We start from the raw sequence: 17,019 nt of genomic DNA, 5'->3' as shown, positions 1-17,019 counted from the left end.
GATACGGTCGGGTAGTAGGGAACTCTGACGTCCACTCATTCGTCCATCAGGGCGAAGGAGGCTTTCTGCCGTGATCACCACAAAATCCGCGCCAGGTCGTTTCGGTGTCGCGATCGTCGCGTTACTCGCCGGGCTGCTGGCCGTCTTCATGATCGCTCCGGCGGCTCATGCCGCCGGGCCCGATCCCAGCACGATCTCCTCGGGCCTGAAGGACGGAGATCACTTCTATGTCGATCCCGCCGCGGGCCTGCCCAGCAACGCCGTCGACGCCATACGCGGCGCCGTCGAAAAGACCTCCTCCGTCTACGTGGGAATACTGCCCGCGGGTGCGGTGACCAGCCAGTCGCAGGCCAGGACCCTGCTGACCTCGGTCCGCAAGGACATCGGCGGCAAGTCCACCATCCTGCTGATGAGCGGCAAGACCCCGTTCGGCGTCTCCAACATCAAGGGCGTCGACGTCGACGAGCTCCTGGGCCGCGCCAAGACGAGCAGCAGCCCGACGGACAACGTGATCAGCTTCGTCAAGCTGGCGGATGACGCGGCCACCGGCGCGGGCCTCAGCTCCAGTTCCAGCTCCAGCTCCTCTTCCGGCGGCTCCGGCGGGGGCGTGCTGATCGGGATCCTGGTGCTGGCCCTGGTCGGCGGCGTGGGCATCTTCTTCTACTCCCGGAAGAAGAAGCAGGAGCGCGAGGCCCGCGAGGCCGCCGAGCTGGCCGCGGTCAAGCAGACCGTGGACGAGGACGTCACCAAGTTCGGTGAGGAGATCACCGACCTCGACACCGACGTCAAGCTGCTCGGTAACGGCTCCGACCACCTGCAGGACTGGCAGCGCGCGCTCGACTCCTACGAGCGGGCCAAGATGGAGCTCGCCGCGGTCAGCCGCCCCGACGAGCTGCGCGGCGTGACCACCGCGCTGGAGGAGGGCCGCTACGCCCTCGCCTGTGTGAAGGCGCGCGTCAACAACCAGCCGCTCCCCGAGCGGCGCTCGCCCTGCTTCTTCAACCCGCAGCACGGCCCCTCGACCCGCGACGTCCGCTGGGCACCTCCCGGCGGCGTGGTGCGTGAGGTGCCCGCCTGTGCGGCGGACGCGGAGGCCATCGAGCGCGGCTTCGAGCCGCAGACCCGCGAGGTCATGGTCGACGGCCAGCGCCGCCCGTACTACGACGCGGGCCCGGCCTACCAGCCCTACGCCCACGGCTACTACGGCGGTTTCGGCGACGTCATGACCGGCATGCTCGTCGGCACGATGCTCGGCAGCATGATGGGCGGCGGCGGCTGGGGCATGGGCGGCTACAACGCCGGCTACGCGGCGGGCGCGGCCGACAGCGACAGCGGCAGCGACTTCGGTGGCGGCGGCGACTTCGGTGGCGGCGGCTGGGGTGACTTCGGCGGCGGCGGCGACTTCGGTGGCGGTGACTTCGGCGGCGGTGACTGGTAGTCCCCGCTGACAGCCGAGACGGGCGCGCTCCTTCCGGGGAACGCGCCCGTCGTCATGTCAGGCCCGGTCAGGTGCTGTCGCGGACGGTCAGCCGGGGTTCCAGCAGGGTGCCATCGGGTACGGCATGGCCCGCGAGCTTGTCCATGAGCAGCCGCACCGCCTGGCGGCCGACCTCCTCGGCCGGGATCAGCACCGAGGTGAGTGCCGGGCTGGACCGTTCCGCGATGTCGTCGGGGCAGATCGCCACCACCGCGACCTCCCCGGGCACCCGCCTGCCGTACTGGCGGAGCGCCCCGAGCACGTGGTTGACCGCGGCCTCGTTATGCACGACCAGGCCTGACAGGCCGGGCCGTGTCTCCAGCAGCTCCCCCAGCGCGGCGGACACCTGGTCGAAGGTGTCCTCGCAGGGCAGCGCCACCCCGGTCAGACCGTGCTCGGCCACGGCCTGGATGAATCCCTCCCGGGTCCGGCGGGCGAAACCGGTCCCCCGCTCGTAGACCACGGCGGGGGCACCGAGCAGCGCGACGTTCCGGTGCCCGCGTTCGGCCAGGTGCTCCACGCAGAGCGCACCCGCCCGGCCGAAGTCCAGGTCCACGCAGGTCAGCCCGGCCGTGTCGGCGGGGAACCCGATCAGCACGCTCGGCTCGGCGAGCTCCCGCAGCAGCGGCACCCTGCGGTCGTCGAGCTCCACGTCCATCAGCACCAGGCCGTCCACCAGCGCACTCGCCGCCGCCCTGCGGAGCCCGCCGACCCCCTCGTCTGCGGTCAGCAGCAGCACGTCGTGGTCGTACTGCCGGGCCGCGGTGACCACCGAGGTGGCGAACTGCATCAGCACCGGGACGTGCATCCCGGCCCGCAGTGGCAGCACCAGCGCGATGACGTTGGCCCGCTTGCTGGCCAACGCCCTGGCACCGGCGTTGGGGTGGTAGCCGAGCACGCGCACGCTGTCGAGCACCCGCCGCCGGGTGTCGGCGGAGATCGCCCGCTTCCCGCTGAGCACGTAGGACACCGTGCTCACCGCCACTCCCGCGTGCCTGGCGACCTCGGTGATCGTCACCGCCCGCCCGCTCATACGGCCTCCCCGCCCTGCGGCTCGGAGTCCGCGGCCGCGGACACCCCGCGCTTACCGGCTCGCTCGCCACGCCTGCTCATGCGGCCCCCTCGAAGGCAAGGGTGACCAGGGTGATTCCCATCTGCTCGAACACCACATAAAGATCGTGGACCCCCTCGGCCTCCGCAAGCCCCGCGCGGACCTCGGCGAGGTCGTAGCGGCCGCCCGGGGGGACGGGCAGATCGCCGATGACCGGGCCGTAGAGGGGGTCGTCCAGCCGCAGGGTGATCACGCCTCCCTCCGCACTGGTCGCGCGGGCCGCGCAGAAGGCGGCCCCGGCCCCGAGGTCGACCGAGCGGAACAGGATCCACGAGCCCTCGGCGACGGACCGTACGGCGTCGCCGGAGACCCTGGCCGCGTCCACGAACGCCACCGCGTCGTACTCGTCGTGGTCGACGGCGGAGATCGGGCCCGTGAGGGCGGCTCGGGGCGGGATGTGCTCGCCGTCGATGTGGAAGGGGGCACAGAGGCGGATGTCGCGGGCGGAACGGCCGATCATGATCTTGTGGGGTGCGTCCTCGACGACGGAACGACCCCTGGTCACGTCCCAGAAGGCCAGGTCGCGGACGTCCATGCTCCAGGTGACCGTCTCGCTCTCCCCCGGTGCGAGCCGTACCTTGGCGAAGCCGCGCAGGCGGCGCAGCGGCTGCTTGACCCGTGAGCGCCGCTGGTGGGTGTAGATCTGGACGACCTCGACCCCGGCGCGGGGACCGGTGTTGGTGATGGTGGCCGAGGCGGTGACCTGGCCGTCCGCCACCGAGACGGTCAGGTCGGCGTAGTCGAAGGAGGTGTAGCTGAGGCCGTGGCCGAAGGGGTGGAGCGGGGTGCCCCGGTAGTACTGGTAGGTCGCGTCGGCGGCGATGATGTCGTAGTCGAGCAGGTCGGGCAGCTCGCATGCCGACCGGTACCACGTCTGGGTGAGCCGTCCCTCCGGGTCGGCGTCGCCGAACAGCACCTCGGCCAGCGCGTGGCCGTACTCCTGCCCGCCGTGCGAGGACCAGAGCACCGCGGGCAGGTCCTCCTCGTCCCAGGTCACCGGGTAACCGCTGCTGATCACCATGACGGTCCGCGGGTTGGCCGCGCGTACGGCCCGGACCACGGCCTCCTGCGCGGCGGGCAGCGCCAGGTCGAGACGGTCCTCGGTCTCCCTGCCGTTGACCAGCGGATGGTCACCGACCACCACCACGGCCACGTCCGCCGTGGCGGCGAGCGCGGCGGCCGTCCCGGCGCCGTCGACGACCTGCTCCATGGTCAGCCAGACCGCCGCGTCGGCGTCGTCGACCAGCCGGAACACCGCGCCGTCCAGCGCGACGTAACGGCCGGTGGAGATGTGCCGGAGCGCCAGCGCCCCGCGCGGCCGGGGCTCCATCCTGAAGGTCTGGCGCACCTCCCAGCCGTTGGGACCCGGCTGGTCGTTGACCAGCACGCCGTCGTCGTCCACCGACAGGTAGCGCCCGGTCCCCACGGCCCGCAGCGCGTACGAGCCGCCGCCCCAGTCGAAGAGGTCGAACAGGCCGGCGTCCGGTCCGGCCGCGAGGGTGCCGACCGCGAGCGGGCCGCCGTCGAGACCGGCGATGACGGAGCCGCCCTCGACCGTCAGCGTCACCCGGTCCACGGCCTCGCAGAACACGGTCTCGCACCGCTCGGCCAGTCCGGCGCGGGCCGTGACGGCGTACGGGAGCGTCCCGGAGTACCAGTCCTCCATCAGCGTGTCGCCGAGCTGGCCGATGACCGCGATCCTGGTGACCGAGGTCAGCGGCAGGATGCCGTCGTTGCGCAGGAGCACGATCGAGCGCCGGGCCGCCTCACGGGCCAGCGCCTGGTGCTCGGGACAGTTGACGACCTCCTCGGTGATGTGGTCGTACGGCGTGCCGGGGTCGAACTCGCCGAGCCGGAAGCGGATCGACAGCGCGTGCCCCACCGCCACGTCGATGTCCGCCTCGGTGAGCAGGTCCCGTTCCAGCGCCCGTCGGATGTGGCCGAGGGTGGCCTCGGTCCGGTCGTCGTCCTGGGTGAAGCTGTCGAGCCCGGCCTTGATCGCGTGGGCGTAGGCCTCGGGGAGGTCGTCGTGGTAGGCCTGCATGCCGGCGAGGTTGGCGGGCGCGTAGGCGTCGCTGACCACCAGGACGTCGTCGGACGCCCAGCCCCGCAGCACCTCGTTGATCAGCGGGCTGAGGTGTGCCGGGCGGCCGTTGACCAGGTTGTAGGAGGGCATCACGCCGACCGCGGCGCCGTGCTCCAGGGCGGGCCGGTAGGCGGGCAGCTCGTACTCGTGCAGCACCCGGGGCGGCAGGTTGCTGGAGGTGACGCAGCGGTCGGTCTCGTTGTTGTAGCCGAGGAAGTGCTTGAGCGTGGGCGCGGTCTTCAGCACCGTGGGATCGCTCCCACGAAGGCCGGAGGCGTACGCCGTGGCCATGATCCCGGTCAGCCACGGATCCTCGGAGTAGCCCTCCTCGTTACGGCCCCAGCGCGGGTCGCGGAGCGGGTTGACCACGGGGGCCCACACGTTGCGACCGGCCCCGGCCGGGTCCTTGTGGTGGAAGGCCAGGACCTCGTCGCCCGTCGCCTCACCGACCCGCCTGACCAGTTCGGGGTCCCAGGTGCTCGCCAGCCCGACCGCCTGCGGGAACACCGTCGCCGGACCGAGCCAGGCCAGGCCGTGCAGGGCCTCCGTCCCGGTCCGGAACGCCCCCAGGCCGAGCCGCTCGACCGGCGCGTGGTACTGGTGCAGCAGGCCGAGCTTCTCCTCAAGGGTCAGCCTGCCCCGCAGGTCCGCGATGCGCTGCGCGAGCGGGAGATTGGGATCACGGAACGGTTGGTTCATCGGGGGGACCATCCCTCTGAGAGCGTCGAAGCGCTTCGACATGGGGCCGGGAGGACGCGCCTCTGTCGAAGCGCTTCGATATTCGGTCCAGGAAAACTCCGTCCGTTACACACATGTTTCGAACGGAGTTCCCCTGAAGGGTGCACGCCTGTAGGGCTCAGGTCAAGAGAGTCGGGGCAAACGACCCGAATCCACCGAGTCGAGCACCCGGGCGGCGCCACCCAGCGCCGCCGCGCCATACCCCAGCGTGGAGGCCACGACCTCGCAGCCCCCGGCCTCCGGCGCGATCGTGCGCCCGCGCATCTCGGCCTCCACCGCGGGCAGCAGCCAGGGGGCGAGCGGCACGTAGTAACCGCCCAGGATGACCACGTCGGGGTTGAGCAGGTTGGCGATCACCGCCACGCCCTTGCCCAGGTTCCGCCCCACGGCGGCCAGGACGGCGAGCGTGCGGGGGTCGGCCGTGTGGGCCAGCCGTACCACCTCGTCCAGCTCGATCTCCACCTCCGCGGGCGAGAGGACGGCGTGCTCCAGGACCGCGCCGATCCCCGCGACGGCCTCCAGGCAGCCCAGGCGGCCGCAGCGGCACTCGGCGCCGAGCGGGTCGAGCTGGATGTGGCCGATCTCCCCGCCGTATCCCTGCCCGCCGCGGCGGAGCCGCCCGTCGAGGATGATCCCGGCACCCACCCCGATCTCACCGGTGAGGTAGACCAGGTTGGGCGTCCCGGCCCGGGGGCCGAAACGGTGCTCGGCCAGGGCCGCGAGATTGGCGTCGTTGTCCACCTGCACGGGGTAGCCGGGGTCACGCAGGGCCTTGGTGAGGTCGCCGCACAGGTCGGTGTCACGCCAGCCGAGGTTGGGTGCGATGCGCACGGTGCCGTCGGTGCCGACCAGGCCGGACACGCCCAGGGTCAGGCCGAGGACCTGGCGCTCCTCCTTCGCCATCCGGCTCCCCACGCGACGGACGAGCGCCGCGACGGTGGCCACGGCCTGGGCGGCCGTGACGGTCGCGCCGGGGAAGGACCGCCGCCAGGACAGCAGCCGCTCCCCCGACAGGTCCACCGCGACGGCGGTGACGTAGTCGACGTTGATCTCGACGCCGATCGCGGCGTACGGCGAGCCGTCGAGCACGAGCATCGTGGCGGGACGGCCGACCCGGTTCTCGGTCAGCCCCGTCTCCCGGACCAGGCGGCGGTCGATCAGATCGGCGACCAGGCTCGACACCGTCGCCTTGTTGAGGCCCGTGGAGGCCGCGATGTCCGCCCGCGAGCAGGGCGCGTGCTCACGCACGGACCTCAGCACGACAGCGAGGTTGGTGGCCCGGACGTCGGCGAAGTCAGCCGGCTGCGGGTCGGTCGTAGATGTGATCAAGGTCAGTCCCGTTCCGGCTCGGCCAGGCTGGCCCCATCATGCCCCATCGTTCACCAATCTGTGACCGCCACCCGCCGGTCCGCGAACTACGGTCCCTTGTGGCTACGGTCACCCTGGTCTAATTTGTTTGGCTAGCAGACGAACTAATTCTACCTCGGAGTCATCCTCCTCCGACACCCCCGACCCGTCTCGAACCAACGAACGAAGGGAGCGCGCCGTGAACCATCTCCCCGAAGGCGCGATGACCAGCCGCCGCGGATTCCTCGGCCTGGTGGGGCTCAGCGCCGCGGTGGTCGCCGGCGGTGGCCTTCTCAGCGGGTGCTCCACCCCGAGCGGCCCCAGGCCCGGCAGCGGAGGAGCCACCGCCGCCGCGGCGGAGAAGCTGACGTCGCTGACCCCCACCTACACGGCCTTCCCCGGCGTCAAGCCGGACCTGCCGGGCACCGTCTCCACCCTGCCGGGCGTCCCCGACGTCAGCGGCGGCTTCACCTCCTACCCCGCCAGCCCCACCGCGGCGCTGACCCAGAAGGCCGGCAAGGGCGGCACCTACAAGGCCATGACACCGCTGTGGGGCCCGCCGCCGCCCGGCCTGGCGGACAACTCCTACTTCCAGGCCGTCAACGCCGACATCGGCGCGACCGTGGAGTTCCAGATCACCGACGGCAACGTCTACGGCGACAAGACGATCGCCCGGCTCGCCGCCGGGGACATCCCGGAGATCATGGTCATCCCGAGCTGGGAGATCGACAAGATGGCGGACTTCAACACCGCCGTCGACAAGGCCTTCGAGGACCTCACCCCCTACCTGCAGGGTGACAAGGTCGCGCCGTACGCGCTGCTGGCCAACCTGCCGACCGCCGCCTGGCAGTGGTCGGTCTGGAACGGCAAGCTGATGGCCGTCCCCTTCCCCACCGAGCCGTACCCCTTCGGGCTGCTCTACCGCAAGGACCTGTTCGACTCCAACGGCTGGAACGCCAACCCCAAGACCGCCGACGAGCTGTACCAGCTCGGCAAGGAGATCACCGACCCCAAGGCGAAGCGCTGGGCGTTCGGCAGCATCCACGAGATGATGTGGCCGACCTTCCGCATCCCGCAGGACTGGCGGTACGAGGGCGGCAAGCTCGTCCACAAGTACGAGACGCCCGAGTTCGAGCTGATGCTGGAGTTCATGCGGAAGGTCTTCAAGGAGGGGCTCGTCCACCCGAACGTCGTCAGCAGCAAGGGCGCCAACGAGAAGGACCTGATGGGGGCCGGGCAGATCCTCATCTACCGGGACGGGCTCGGCGGCTGGAAGGAGCTCCTCCAGCAGCACCGGGGCAAGAACCCCGACTTCAGCCTCGGCGTCTTCCCGGTCTTCGCCCACGACGGCGGCACCCCGCTGATGTACCACGGCAACGCGGCGGGCATCTTCACCTTCGTCAAGAAGGGGCTGCCGAAGGAGAAGGTCGAGGAGATCCTCTCCATCCTCAACTGGTGCGCGGCGCCGTTCGGGAGCAAGGAGTACGAGCTCTCCAACTTCGGCATAGAGGGCAAGCACTTCACCCGGGGCAAGGACGGCATCCCGGAGCTGACCGACCTCGGCCGCAAGGAGGTCGCCTACACCTACGGCTTCCTCGGCGGGCGCCCGCTCTACGTGGACTGGCCCTACCCCGACGCGGTCAAGCTCAACCTGGACTGGCAGAACGCCACCTTCCCGTACATCGAGAAGGCCCCGTTCGACGGAATCCGGATCCAGCGGCCGTCCAAGTTCTCAGGGCTGCAGATCCCCACCGAGGACAAGTTCACCGACATCATGCGCGGCCGGCGCCCTGTCAGCGACGTCAAGCAGATCGTCACCGAGTGGCGGCGGGACGGCGGCGACGAGGCCAGGGACTTCTACATGAAGGTCCTGCGGGACAACGGCCGTGCTTAGGAACTCCGCAGAGACCGGACCGGCGGGTGACCTGACCTCACCCGCCGGCCTCGGCACCCCCAAGCATGATGGCAAGAAGGCCGCGAGGACAAGCCTGTCCCGCCGCGGCCCGTTGCGCGCCCGGCTGAGACGTGACTGGCAGCTGCTGCTGATGGCGCTGCCCGCGATCGGCCTGCTGATCGTCTTCCACTACGTCCCGCTGTTCGGCAACGTCATCGCCTTCATGGACTACTCGCCCTACGTCGGCATCGGCGACAGCCCCTGGGTCGGCCTGTCCAACTTCCAGTGGCTGATGCTCGACGAGAGCTTCTGGGACGCGACGCTCAACACCCTGACGATCACCACGTTCCAGCTGGTCTTCTACTTCCCCGTGCCGATACTGCTGGCCGTGCTCCTGGACAGCGTGGTACGGCCCCGGCTGCGCCTGTTCATCCAGGGCATCGTCTACATGCCGCACTTCTTCTCGTGGGTGCTGGTCGTCACGCTGTTCCAGCAGATGTTCGGCGGCGCGGGCCTGCTCTCGCAGACACTGCGGGACCACGGATACAGCGGCATCGACATCATGACAAATCCGGATACGTTCATCGCGCTGGTGACGGCGGAGACGGTCTGGAAGGACGCGGGCTGGGGAACGATCATCTTCCTGGCCGCGCTGGCCGCCATCAACCAGAACCTCTACGAGGCCGCGGCGGTGGACGGCGCCTCGCGCTGGCGGCGGCTCTGGCACATCACGCTCCCGGGCCTGCGCCCGGTCATCATCCTGCTGCTGATCCTGCGCCTGGGCGAGGCGCTGAACGTCGGCTTCGAGCAGTTCTTCCTGCAGCGCGACGCGGTCGGCAGGGGCGCCGCCGAAGTGCTGGACACCTTCGTCTACTGGCGCACGCTGCTGACCGGCGAATGGAGCTACGGCGCGGCGGTGGGCCTGGTCAAGGGCCTGGTAGGGCTGATCCTGATCCTCATAGCCAACAAGGTCGCCCACCGATTCGGCGAGCAGGGAATCTACAAAAAATCATGACGACCTCACTTGCCTGGGCCGAGCGGCCGAGCCGCGCCGGCGGGCTCATCAAGGGGATCATCCTCACGCTCATCGTGGCGTGCGTCCTCTTCCCGATCTACATGGTCGTGCTGACCAGCCTCTCCACCCAGGAGGCCGTGACGGAGGCCGGCGGCCTGGTCACCGTACCCGGCGACCTCTCCTTCGCCGCGTACGCGGAGCTCTTCGCCGGCGGCGTGGTGACCAGATCGGTCGTGGTCAGCCTCGGCGTGACCGTCGTCGGCACGGCGATCAGCCTGACCGTCACGGTGCTGGCCGCCTACGGCCTGTCCCGGCCCGGCTCGCTGCTGCACAAGCCGATGCTGTTCCTCATCCTGCTGACGTTCCTGTTCGGTCCCGGGATGATCCCGAACTACCTGCTCGTCAGCTCACTGGGACTCATCGACACCTACTGGGCGCTGATCCTGCCGGGCGCGGTCACCGCGTTCAACCTCGTGGTCATGCGGGCGTTCTTCATGAACATCCCCGCGGAGGTGAGCGACAGCGCGCGCATCGACGGCGCGAGCGAGTTCCACATCCTGCGGAAGATCGTGCTGCCCATGTCGAAGGGCGTCACGGCGGTCATCGGCCTGTTCTACGCGGTCGGCTACTGGAACTCGTTCTTCAACGCCGTCCTGTACCTCAACGACAACGCCAAGTGGCCGCTGCAGGTGGTGCTCCGGCAGTACGTGCTCCAGGGCCAGTCACTGTTCGTCGGCCAGAGCGGCAACACCACGCTCCCCGGCCAGAGCCTGCCACCCAGCCTCGCCATCCAGATGGCGATCGTGGTCGTCGCGCTGCTCCCGGTGCTCTTCGTCTACCCGTTCGTCCAGCGCCACTTCACCAAGGGCGTCATCATCGGCGCCGTCAAGGGCTGAGCGGCACCGGGCACCTCTCCGGGGCCGAGACCGCCAGGCGGCCAACGTCACCGGCGGTGCGCCTGACCAGGGGGTGAAACACTTCCGAGGGTGCTGGACACCTGATCAGGTGTCCAGCACCTTTTCGGTTAGGAGACACCTGTGCAGGATCCACGCGTGCCCCCCGGCGCGCGCGATCGTTTCGAGGCGCTCTACCTCGCCTGCTATCCGGCGATGCACCGCTATGCGCTGCGCCGGACCGACTCGGCCGACGACGTCGCCGATGTGATCGCGGAGACCTTCCTCATCGCGTGGCGGCGGCTGGACGACGTTCCCGAGGGGGACGCCACTCTGCTGTGGCTGTACGGCACGGCCCGCCGCGTCCTGGCCAACCACCGGCGTGGGGAGTCCCGCCGCACCGCGCTGGCCTCACGGCTCCGCGACGAACTGGCCGCCGGTCAGGAGACGGCGCCTCCCGATCCGCAGGCCGATGCCGTCCGCGCCGCCTTCGCCACCCTGGCCCCGGCGGACCGGGAGGTGCTCGCTCTGGCCTGCTGGGAGGAGCTGACCGGCCCGCAGATCGCCACGGTGCTGGGCTGTTCGAGCACCGCCGCCCGGTTGCGCCTGCACCGGGCCCGCAGGCGGCTGGCCCGGCTGCTCGACACGACAGACGAGGTCCATGTGACGGCCGTACTGAGGGGAGAGAACCGATGAGCAAGATCGACCGGATGGTGTCCGCCATCGATCCGGCCGCCGGATCCACCGAGCCCGCCCTGAGCCAGGGGGTCCACGACCTGCTTGAGGAGATCATGGCGACCCCGCCTGCGCACCGCCGGCCGTCCTGGCTCCCCCGGCTAGGACGGGCCCGGCTGCCCGTCCTGCTCGCCACGGCCACCGCCCTGGCCGTGGCCGTCGCGATCGGCGTCGGTCTGCCGTCCGGCGGTCCCGCCACCGACTACGCCAACGCGGCCGTCTCCATCAAGAAGGCCGACGACTACTTCAGCGTCACCATCACCGACCCCGCGGCCGACCACCGGCGCTTCGAGGAGGCCTTCCGCGCGGTCGGACTGGACGTCACGGTGAAGGTCATCCCGGTGGCGCCGGCTGCGGTGGGCACGCTGATCGGCCCGATCGTCCCCGAGGGCTTCAAGGGGCCAGGAACCATAGGGGTGCAGGGCATAGCGTCCTGCGCGTCGGCGTTCTGCGGCAAGGTCTGGATGCCCGCGGACCTCTCCCAGCGGGTCGTCTTCGGGGTCGGCCGCCCCGCCGAGCCGGGCGAGCCCTACGCCGACGTCGATGTCTACGATCCCTCGGGGGGAAAATCCCTGGACGGTTACACGGTTCACGGCAAGACGGTCGCGGCCGTCCGCGCCGAGCTGCACCGGCGAGGGTTGAAAGTCGGCTACCGCCTGCTCTGGATCCTCTCAGACGACGGCCCCACCGGTCAGACCAGCTTCTTCGACCAGACCGTCCCCGCGGACCGGATCAAGGACGACTGGATCGTCAACGGCTTCCGCGACCACAGCTCCGACGCCGTCGACCTCTACGTCATCCCCGGCCCCGAGGCCGGCCCCGCCCCCGACCCGCTGAAGGCCGCCACTCCCCAGTGGTACGACCTCATCGAGTGACGTTGGACAGACAGGCGGCGTCGAAACCGGTACGGCGTGCGCCCCCCGGAGGGAAGGCGCACGCCGTACCGGATGGGTCAGCGGGTCAGGACGAGGTCCTTGATGCGGAGGTCGCCCCTGAAGACCATGTAGAGGTCGCCGTTGCCCTGGGCCTTGGAGAGCGGGGCGGTGGCCGTGGTCCACTGGTGGGTCCCGCCGGTGGCGGGCACCGGGACGGTGCCGAGGAGTTTTCCGGCCGGGGAGCCGAGGCGGACCTCGACGGACGAGGCCGCGGTGGCCGCGACGCCGAGCTTGACGCCGGTGACGCCCTTGCCCAAGTCCACGTCCCTGAAGGCGATCCACCCGCCCGCCGAGGCGCCGACCGCGTCGCCGCGGACCTTGGTCTCATCGACCAGCTCGACCCCCGCGTAGTCGTCGAAGTCGGCCGCGCGGGTCACCTTGGTGAGGTCGCGGGCGGGGATGCGCTCGCCGGATACCTGGACCGTGGCCCGCTGGCGGATGCTGTCCGACGACGGGCCCACGAGCACGTCGTGGGTGGACGGCTCCACCGTGAAACGGCCCCGGGTCACGTTCCACAGGGCCAGGTCGGCGGTCCTGAGCGGGAGCTTCACGACCTTCGACTCGCCCGGTGCGAGGTGGACCCGCTGGAAGCCGCGGAGCTGCTTGACCGGCTGCTTCACCCGGGACTTGTGCTGGTGGGTGTAGAGCTGGACGACCTCGTCGCCCGCCCGGGAGCCGGTGTTGGTGACGCGGACGCTCACCTCGTGGCCGCCGGGGATCGGGGTGACCTTCAACCCCTGGTAACCGAAGGTGGTGTAGCTCAGGCCATGGCCGAAGGCGTAGAGCGGGGTGTCCTTGGAATACAGGTAGGTCGCGCCGGTCTTGATGATGTCGTAGTCGAGGATGTCGGGGAGCCGGGTCCCGGCGCGGGGCCAGGTCTGGGTGAGACGGCCGGCCGGGTTGGCGTCGCCGTACAGGATGTCGGCCAGGGCGTGACCGGTCTCGGCTCCGGCGTGGGTGGTCCAGAGGATCGCCGGGACCTTGTCCTGGAGCCGGTCAATGGTCGTCGGATAGCTGTTCTCCAGCACCACCACCGTGTTCGGGTTGGCCTTGCGGACCGCCTCGACCAGCGCCTCCTGGCCCTCGGCCAGGCTCAGACCGAGACGGTCGTGGTCCTCGCGGCCGTTGATGAACGGCATGCTGCCGACCACGACCACCGCCACGTCGGCGCGCTTCGCCGCCGCGACGGCCTCGTCGATCCCGCTGCGCACGGTCTCCTTGGTGAAGCGGGTGGCATCAGCGGCCGTCGTCAGGCTGAGCGTGCCGTCGGCGGCGGCCTTCACGTACGTGTTCGGGCCGAACCAGTCGTAGGCGGTCTCGTAACCGGCGTACCTCAGCAGCGTCGTGCCGCCTGGCTGGGCCTCCAGCTTGAACTGCTCCTGGACGAACCAGCCGTTGGGCTGGTCCTGGTTGTTGACCAGGGTGGACCAGTTGGCGCGGCTGACGTACTTGCCGTTGGCGGCGCTGCGCAGGGTCACGATGCCCTGGCCCCAGTCGAAGACGTCGAACTGCGCGGTCTCACCGGCCGTGGTCGCCGAGAGCGTGAGGTCGCCGCCCGCGCCGGTGCCCGCGGTGAGGTACCTGCCGCCGGCCTTGAGCGCGATCCGGTCGACGCCCTCGGTGTCGGTGGTCGCCGCCCGCTCCTTGATCCCGTCGAGCGGGGTGATCTGGTAGGTCGGCTTTCCCGAATACCAGTCGGTGTAGAGGGTCCTGGCCAGCGGCCCGACCACGGCGACCTTCTTCGACGGCCTGAGCGGCAGGGTCTGGCCCGCGTTCTTGAGCAGGACCATCGCCTCGGCCGCCGTCCGGCGGTTCAGCGCGCGGTGCTCCGGGCTGTCGACGACGTCCTTGGTGATCTTCCCGTACGGCCCGCCGTCCGGGTCGAACTCGCCCAGCCGGAACCGGACGCTCAGCACGTTGCGGATGGCGTTGTCGATGTCGGCCGTGGTCAGGAGCCCCTGGGAGAGCGCCGCGTTGACCGCCGCCACCGTCGGGGCGGCGTTGGTGTCGTTCACCGTGAAGCTCTCGACCCCCGCCTTGATCGTCGCGGCGACCGCCTCGGGCTGGGTGGCGTAGTAGGCCTGCGAGCCGGTGAGGTTGTTGGGACCGCCGGCGTCGGAGACGTTGAACAGGGACCTGCCGGTCCAGGTCCGGACGGTGGAGTTGAGGTCGGTGACCGTGGCGGGCCGCCCGTTGATCAGGTTGTAGGCGGTCATGACGCCGGTGGCCGCGTCGGCCGAGATCGCCGCCTTGAAGGCCGGGATGTCGTACTCGTTGAGGACCCGCGGCGGCAGGCTGGAGGAGGTGGTGTCCCTGCGGACCTCGTTGTTGTTGGCCAGGAAGTGCTTGAGCACCGGGGCCGCCCTGAGGTGGTCCGGGTCCTCGCCCTGGATGCCCCTGCCGTAGGCGGTGGAGATCGCCCCGGTGAGCAGCGGGTCCTCGGAGTAGCCCTCCTCGTTGCGGCCCCAGCGGGGGTCGCGGAGCAGGTTGACCACCGGCGCCCACAGCTGCAGGCCCCAGAGCCGGGGGTTCTCCGCGTGGTAGCCCCGGGCCTCGTCGCCGACGGCGGAGCCGACCTGCCTGACCAGTTCCGGGTCCCAGGTGCTGGCCAGGCCGATCGCCTGCGGGAACACGGTTCCCCGGGCGGTCACCACGTTGCCGCCGTTGTCGATGTCGGTGGACCAGCCGACACCGTGCAACGCCTCGGTGCCGGTCTTGAACAGGCCGATGCCGAGCCGGTCCACCGCGGGCTGGTACTGGTGGAGCCAGGAGATCTTCTCGGCCAGGGTGAGACGGCCGAGCAGGTCGTCGACCCGCCGGCTCATCGGCAGGGCGGGGTCGCGGAAGGGATACTCGTCGGCCGCGTCGGCGGGGGCCGCGGACAATCCCATGGTCAGGGCCAGTACGGCCGCCGCCGCCAGCGGTTTGGACAGGGACACTGCGCCTCCAGGTCAGGTAGGGGTCGAAGCGCTTCGAGCAGGGAACGCGCGGGGCGCCGTCCGCCCCCGAGCGGCGGGTGACGTCACCGGTACGCGTTACCCGGCGCGGGGCACATCACGGGGGTCACTTGATCGCGCCGACGGTCACCCCGCGGGTGAGGGTCCGCTGGAAGATCAGGAAGAAGGCGACGGCCGGGAGGATGCCCAGCAGCGCCGAGGCACTGGACATCGTGGCGTCCATCATCTTGTCTCCCTGCAGCACTCCCAGCGCCACGGGCACGGTCTGGTTCTCGTTGGAGATCAGGAAGATCAGCGGCAGGAAGAACTCGTTCCAGGTCCAGATGAAGAAGAAGACGAGCAGCACGCTCAGTGTCGGCCTGCTGATCGGGACGACGATCCGCCACAGCGCCCGCCACTTCCCGGCCCCGTCGATGGCCGCGGCCTCCAGGATCTCGGGCGGAAACCGGCCGAGCACCGAGGCGAGCAGGTAGGTGCCGAAGGCACTCTGGATCACTGTGAAGATGATGATCACCCCGAGCCGGGTGTCGTAGAGGCCGGCCTGCTTGGCCAGGTAGTACAGCGGGTAGACCAGCGCCTCCTGCGGCAGCGTGTTGGCCAGCAGGAACACCACCAGGATCCAGACCCGGCCGCGGACCCGGCCGATGCCGAGCGCGTAGGCGTTGAGCACTGACAGCACCACCGCGAGCACCGCCACCGAACCGCTGATCAGCAGGCTGTTCCAGAGCTTGCCGCCGAAGTCGACCCGGTTCCAGAACGCGACGATCCCGTCGAGGTGGAGGCCGCCGGGCAGGCTCAGCGGGCCGCCGGAGGAGTAGTCGGCCGGGGACTTGACCGCGTTGAGCGTGACGATGACGAACGGCACCAGCATTACGACGGCCAGCACGGCCAGCGAGACCAGGACCGAGTATTTCCGGATCATGAATCCCTGTCCTGAATCCGCAGGAAGAGGGCCGTCACCATGATGATCATCAGGGTGAGCACGGTGGCGATCGCCGAGCCGTACCCGACGTTGGCCTTCTCGAAGAAGTTCTGGTAGCTGAAGTACGACGGCACGAGCGTGGCGCCGCCGGGGCCGCCCCGGGTCAGCACGAAGATCGGGCCGAAGACCTTGAGCGCGGCGATCGTGCAGGTCAGCAGGACCACGTAGATCTCCGGCCGGATCTGTGGGAGCGTGATGTGCCAGAACCGCCGCCACCACGACGCCCCGTCCATCTCGGCCGCCTCGTACAGGGCCGGGTCGACCCGCTGCAGACCGGCCATGAAGATCACGACGGGGTAGCCGATCTGGAACCACACCATGATCACCATTACGCTCGGCAGCGCCCAGTCCGGATCGCCGAGCCAGTTCCGCGGCTCCATCCCCAGCAGTCCGAGCAGCTCGTTGAGCGCGCCGAACCGCGGATGCATGATCCATCCCCAGACGATCCCGGCGACCGCGACCGGCAGCACCTGCGGCAGGTAGTACGCCGCCCGCAGCATGCCGGCGGTACGGGGACCGAACTTCTTACCCACGTAGTCGAACAGGGTCGCCGCCAGGACCAGCCCGATGGCCGTCGGGACGATCGCCATCGCGACGATCAGCGCGACGTTGTTGCGGAAGGAGGTCCAGAACCGCTCGTCGGCCAGGAGCCGCGCGTAGTTGTCCAGCCCGATCCAGCTGGGGTCTCCGATCCCCTGCCACCGGGTGAACCCGAGCCCGACGTTCATCAGGAACGGCACCACGATGACCGCCGTGAACAGCACGGCGCTCGGCAGGAGGAACACCCAGTACCCGCCGCTACGAGACCTCGGCATGGGAGGACCTCTCTGTGTGCGTGCGGCCTGCGCC

12 protein-coding genes are annotated in these 17,019 nt (G+C 70.0%); 6 read left to right on the top strand and 6 right to left on the bottom strand.

Annotated features, from left to right (window positions below):
• The first annotated feature begins 70 nt into the window (after positions 1–70).
• Positions 71–1,438 (top strand): hypothetical protein, encoded by a 1,368-nt coding sequence (locus ACIN94_RS18060; RefSeq protein WP_400707020.1) that lies wholly within the window; start codon positions 71–73, stop codon positions 1,436–1,438.
• A gap of 67 nt (positions 1,439–1,505) precedes the next feature.
• On the opposite strand, the gene ACIN94_RS18055 is transcribed toward ACIN94_RS18060, so the two are convergent.
• From ACIN94_RS18055 to ACIN94_RS18045, 3 genes are all read right to left on the bottom strand, one after another.
• Positions 1,506–2,510, bottom strand: coding sequence for a LacI family DNA-binding transcriptional regulator (locus ACIN94_RS18055; RefSeq protein WP_400707017.1), 1,005 nt, complete (start codon positions 2,508–2,510; stop codon positions 1,506–1,508).
• 76 nt (positions 2,511–2,586) lie between these two features.
• The gene (locus ACIN94_RS18050) at positions 2,587–5,373 is read right to left on the bottom strand and encodes a glycoside hydrolase family 3 C-terminal domain-containing protein (RefSeq protein ID WP_400707014.1); all 2,787 of its coding nucleotides are present in this window, start codon (positions 5,371–5,373) and stop codon (positions 2,587–2,589) included.
• Positions 5,374–5,535: 162 nt separating this feature from the next.
• Positions 5,536–6,741, bottom strand: a complete 1,206-nt coding sequence (locus tag ACIN94_RS18045; protein WP_400707011.1) for an ROK family protein — start codon at positions 6,739–6,741, stop codon at positions 5,536–5,538.
• Between the two features lie 217 nt (positions 6,742–6,958).
• On the opposite strand from ACIN94_RS18045, the gene ACIN94_RS18040 reads away from it, so the two are divergent.
• The 5 genes from ACIN94_RS18040 (at position 6,959) to ACIN94_RS18020 (ending at position 12,171) form a co-directional block, all read left to right on the top strand.
• The gene (locus ACIN94_RS18040) at positions 6,959–8,653 is read left to right on the top strand and encodes a sugar ABC transporter substrate-binding protein (RefSeq protein WP_400707008.1); all 1,695 of its coding nucleotides are present in this window, start codon (positions 6,959–6,961) and stop codon (positions 8,651–8,653) included.
• On the top strand, positions 8,646–9,668 hold the full coding sequence (locus ACIN94_RS18035) for an ABC transporter permease (protein WP_400707005.1): 1,023 nt from the start codon (positions 8,646–8,648) through the stop codon (positions 9,666–9,668). Before ACIN94_RS18040 ends, ACIN94_RS18035 begins: the two co-directional genes overlap by 8 nt.
• A complete protein-coding gene (locus ACIN94_RS18030; RefSeq protein ID WP_400707002.1) occupies positions 9,665–10,564 on the top strand; it encodes a carbohydrate ABC transporter permease in 900 nt (299 codons plus the stop codon). Before ACIN94_RS18035 ends, ACIN94_RS18030 begins: the two co-directional genes overlap by 4 nt.
• Before the next feature lie 141 nt (positions 10,565–10,705).
• Positions 10,706–11,257, top strand: coding sequence for an RNA polymerase sigma factor (locus tag ACIN94_RS18025; RefSeq protein WP_400706999.1), 552 nt, complete (start codon positions 10,706–10,708; stop codon positions 11,255–11,257).
• Positions 11,254–12,171, top strand: coding sequence for a hypothetical protein (locus ACIN94_RS18020; protein WP_400706996.1), 918 nt, complete (start codon positions 11,254–11,256; stop codon positions 12,169–12,171). The genes ACIN94_RS18025 and ACIN94_RS18020 overlap by 4 nt, the downstream gene beginning before the upstream one ends.
• Positions 12,172–12,248: 77 nt before the next feature.
• On the opposite strand, the gene ACIN94_RS18015 is transcribed toward ACIN94_RS18020, so the two are convergent.
• The 3 genes from ACIN94_RS18015 to ACIN94_RS18005 all read right to left on the bottom strand — a co-directional run bounded on the left by ACIN94_RS18015 (position 12,249) and on the right by ACIN94_RS18005 (position 16,985).
• Positions 12,249–15,170, bottom strand: a complete 2,922-nt coding sequence (locus tag ACIN94_RS18015) for a glycoside hydrolase family 3 C-terminal domain-containing protein (RefSeq protein ID WP_400706993.1) — start codon at positions 15,168–15,170, stop codon at positions 12,249–12,251.
• 124 nt (positions 15,171–15,294) lie between these two features.
• Positions 15,295–16,110, bottom strand: coding sequence for a carbohydrate ABC transporter permease (locus ACIN94_RS18010; RefSeq protein WP_400706990.1), 816 nt, complete (start codon positions 16,108–16,110; stop codon positions 15,295–15,297).
• Positions 16,107–16,985 carry a carbohydrate ABC transporter permease gene (locus tag ACIN94_RS18005; protein WP_400706987.1) on the bottom strand — a complete coding sequence of 293 codons (879 nt, stop codon included), beginning with the start codon at positions 16,983–16,985 and terminating at the stop codon, positions 16,107–16,109. The genes ACIN94_RS18010 and ACIN94_RS18005 overlap by 4 nt, the downstream gene beginning before the upstream one ends.
• Positions 16,986–17,019 lie beyond the last annotated feature (34 nt).

Origin of the sequence: Streptosporangium sp. NPDC087985 (assembly GCF_044741965.1) — a bacterium.
Lineage (GTDB): Bacteria > Actinomycetota > Actinomycetes > Streptosporangiales > Streptosporangiaceae > Streptosporangium.
This window is presented reverse-complemented; position numbering and strand designations above follow the sequence as displayed.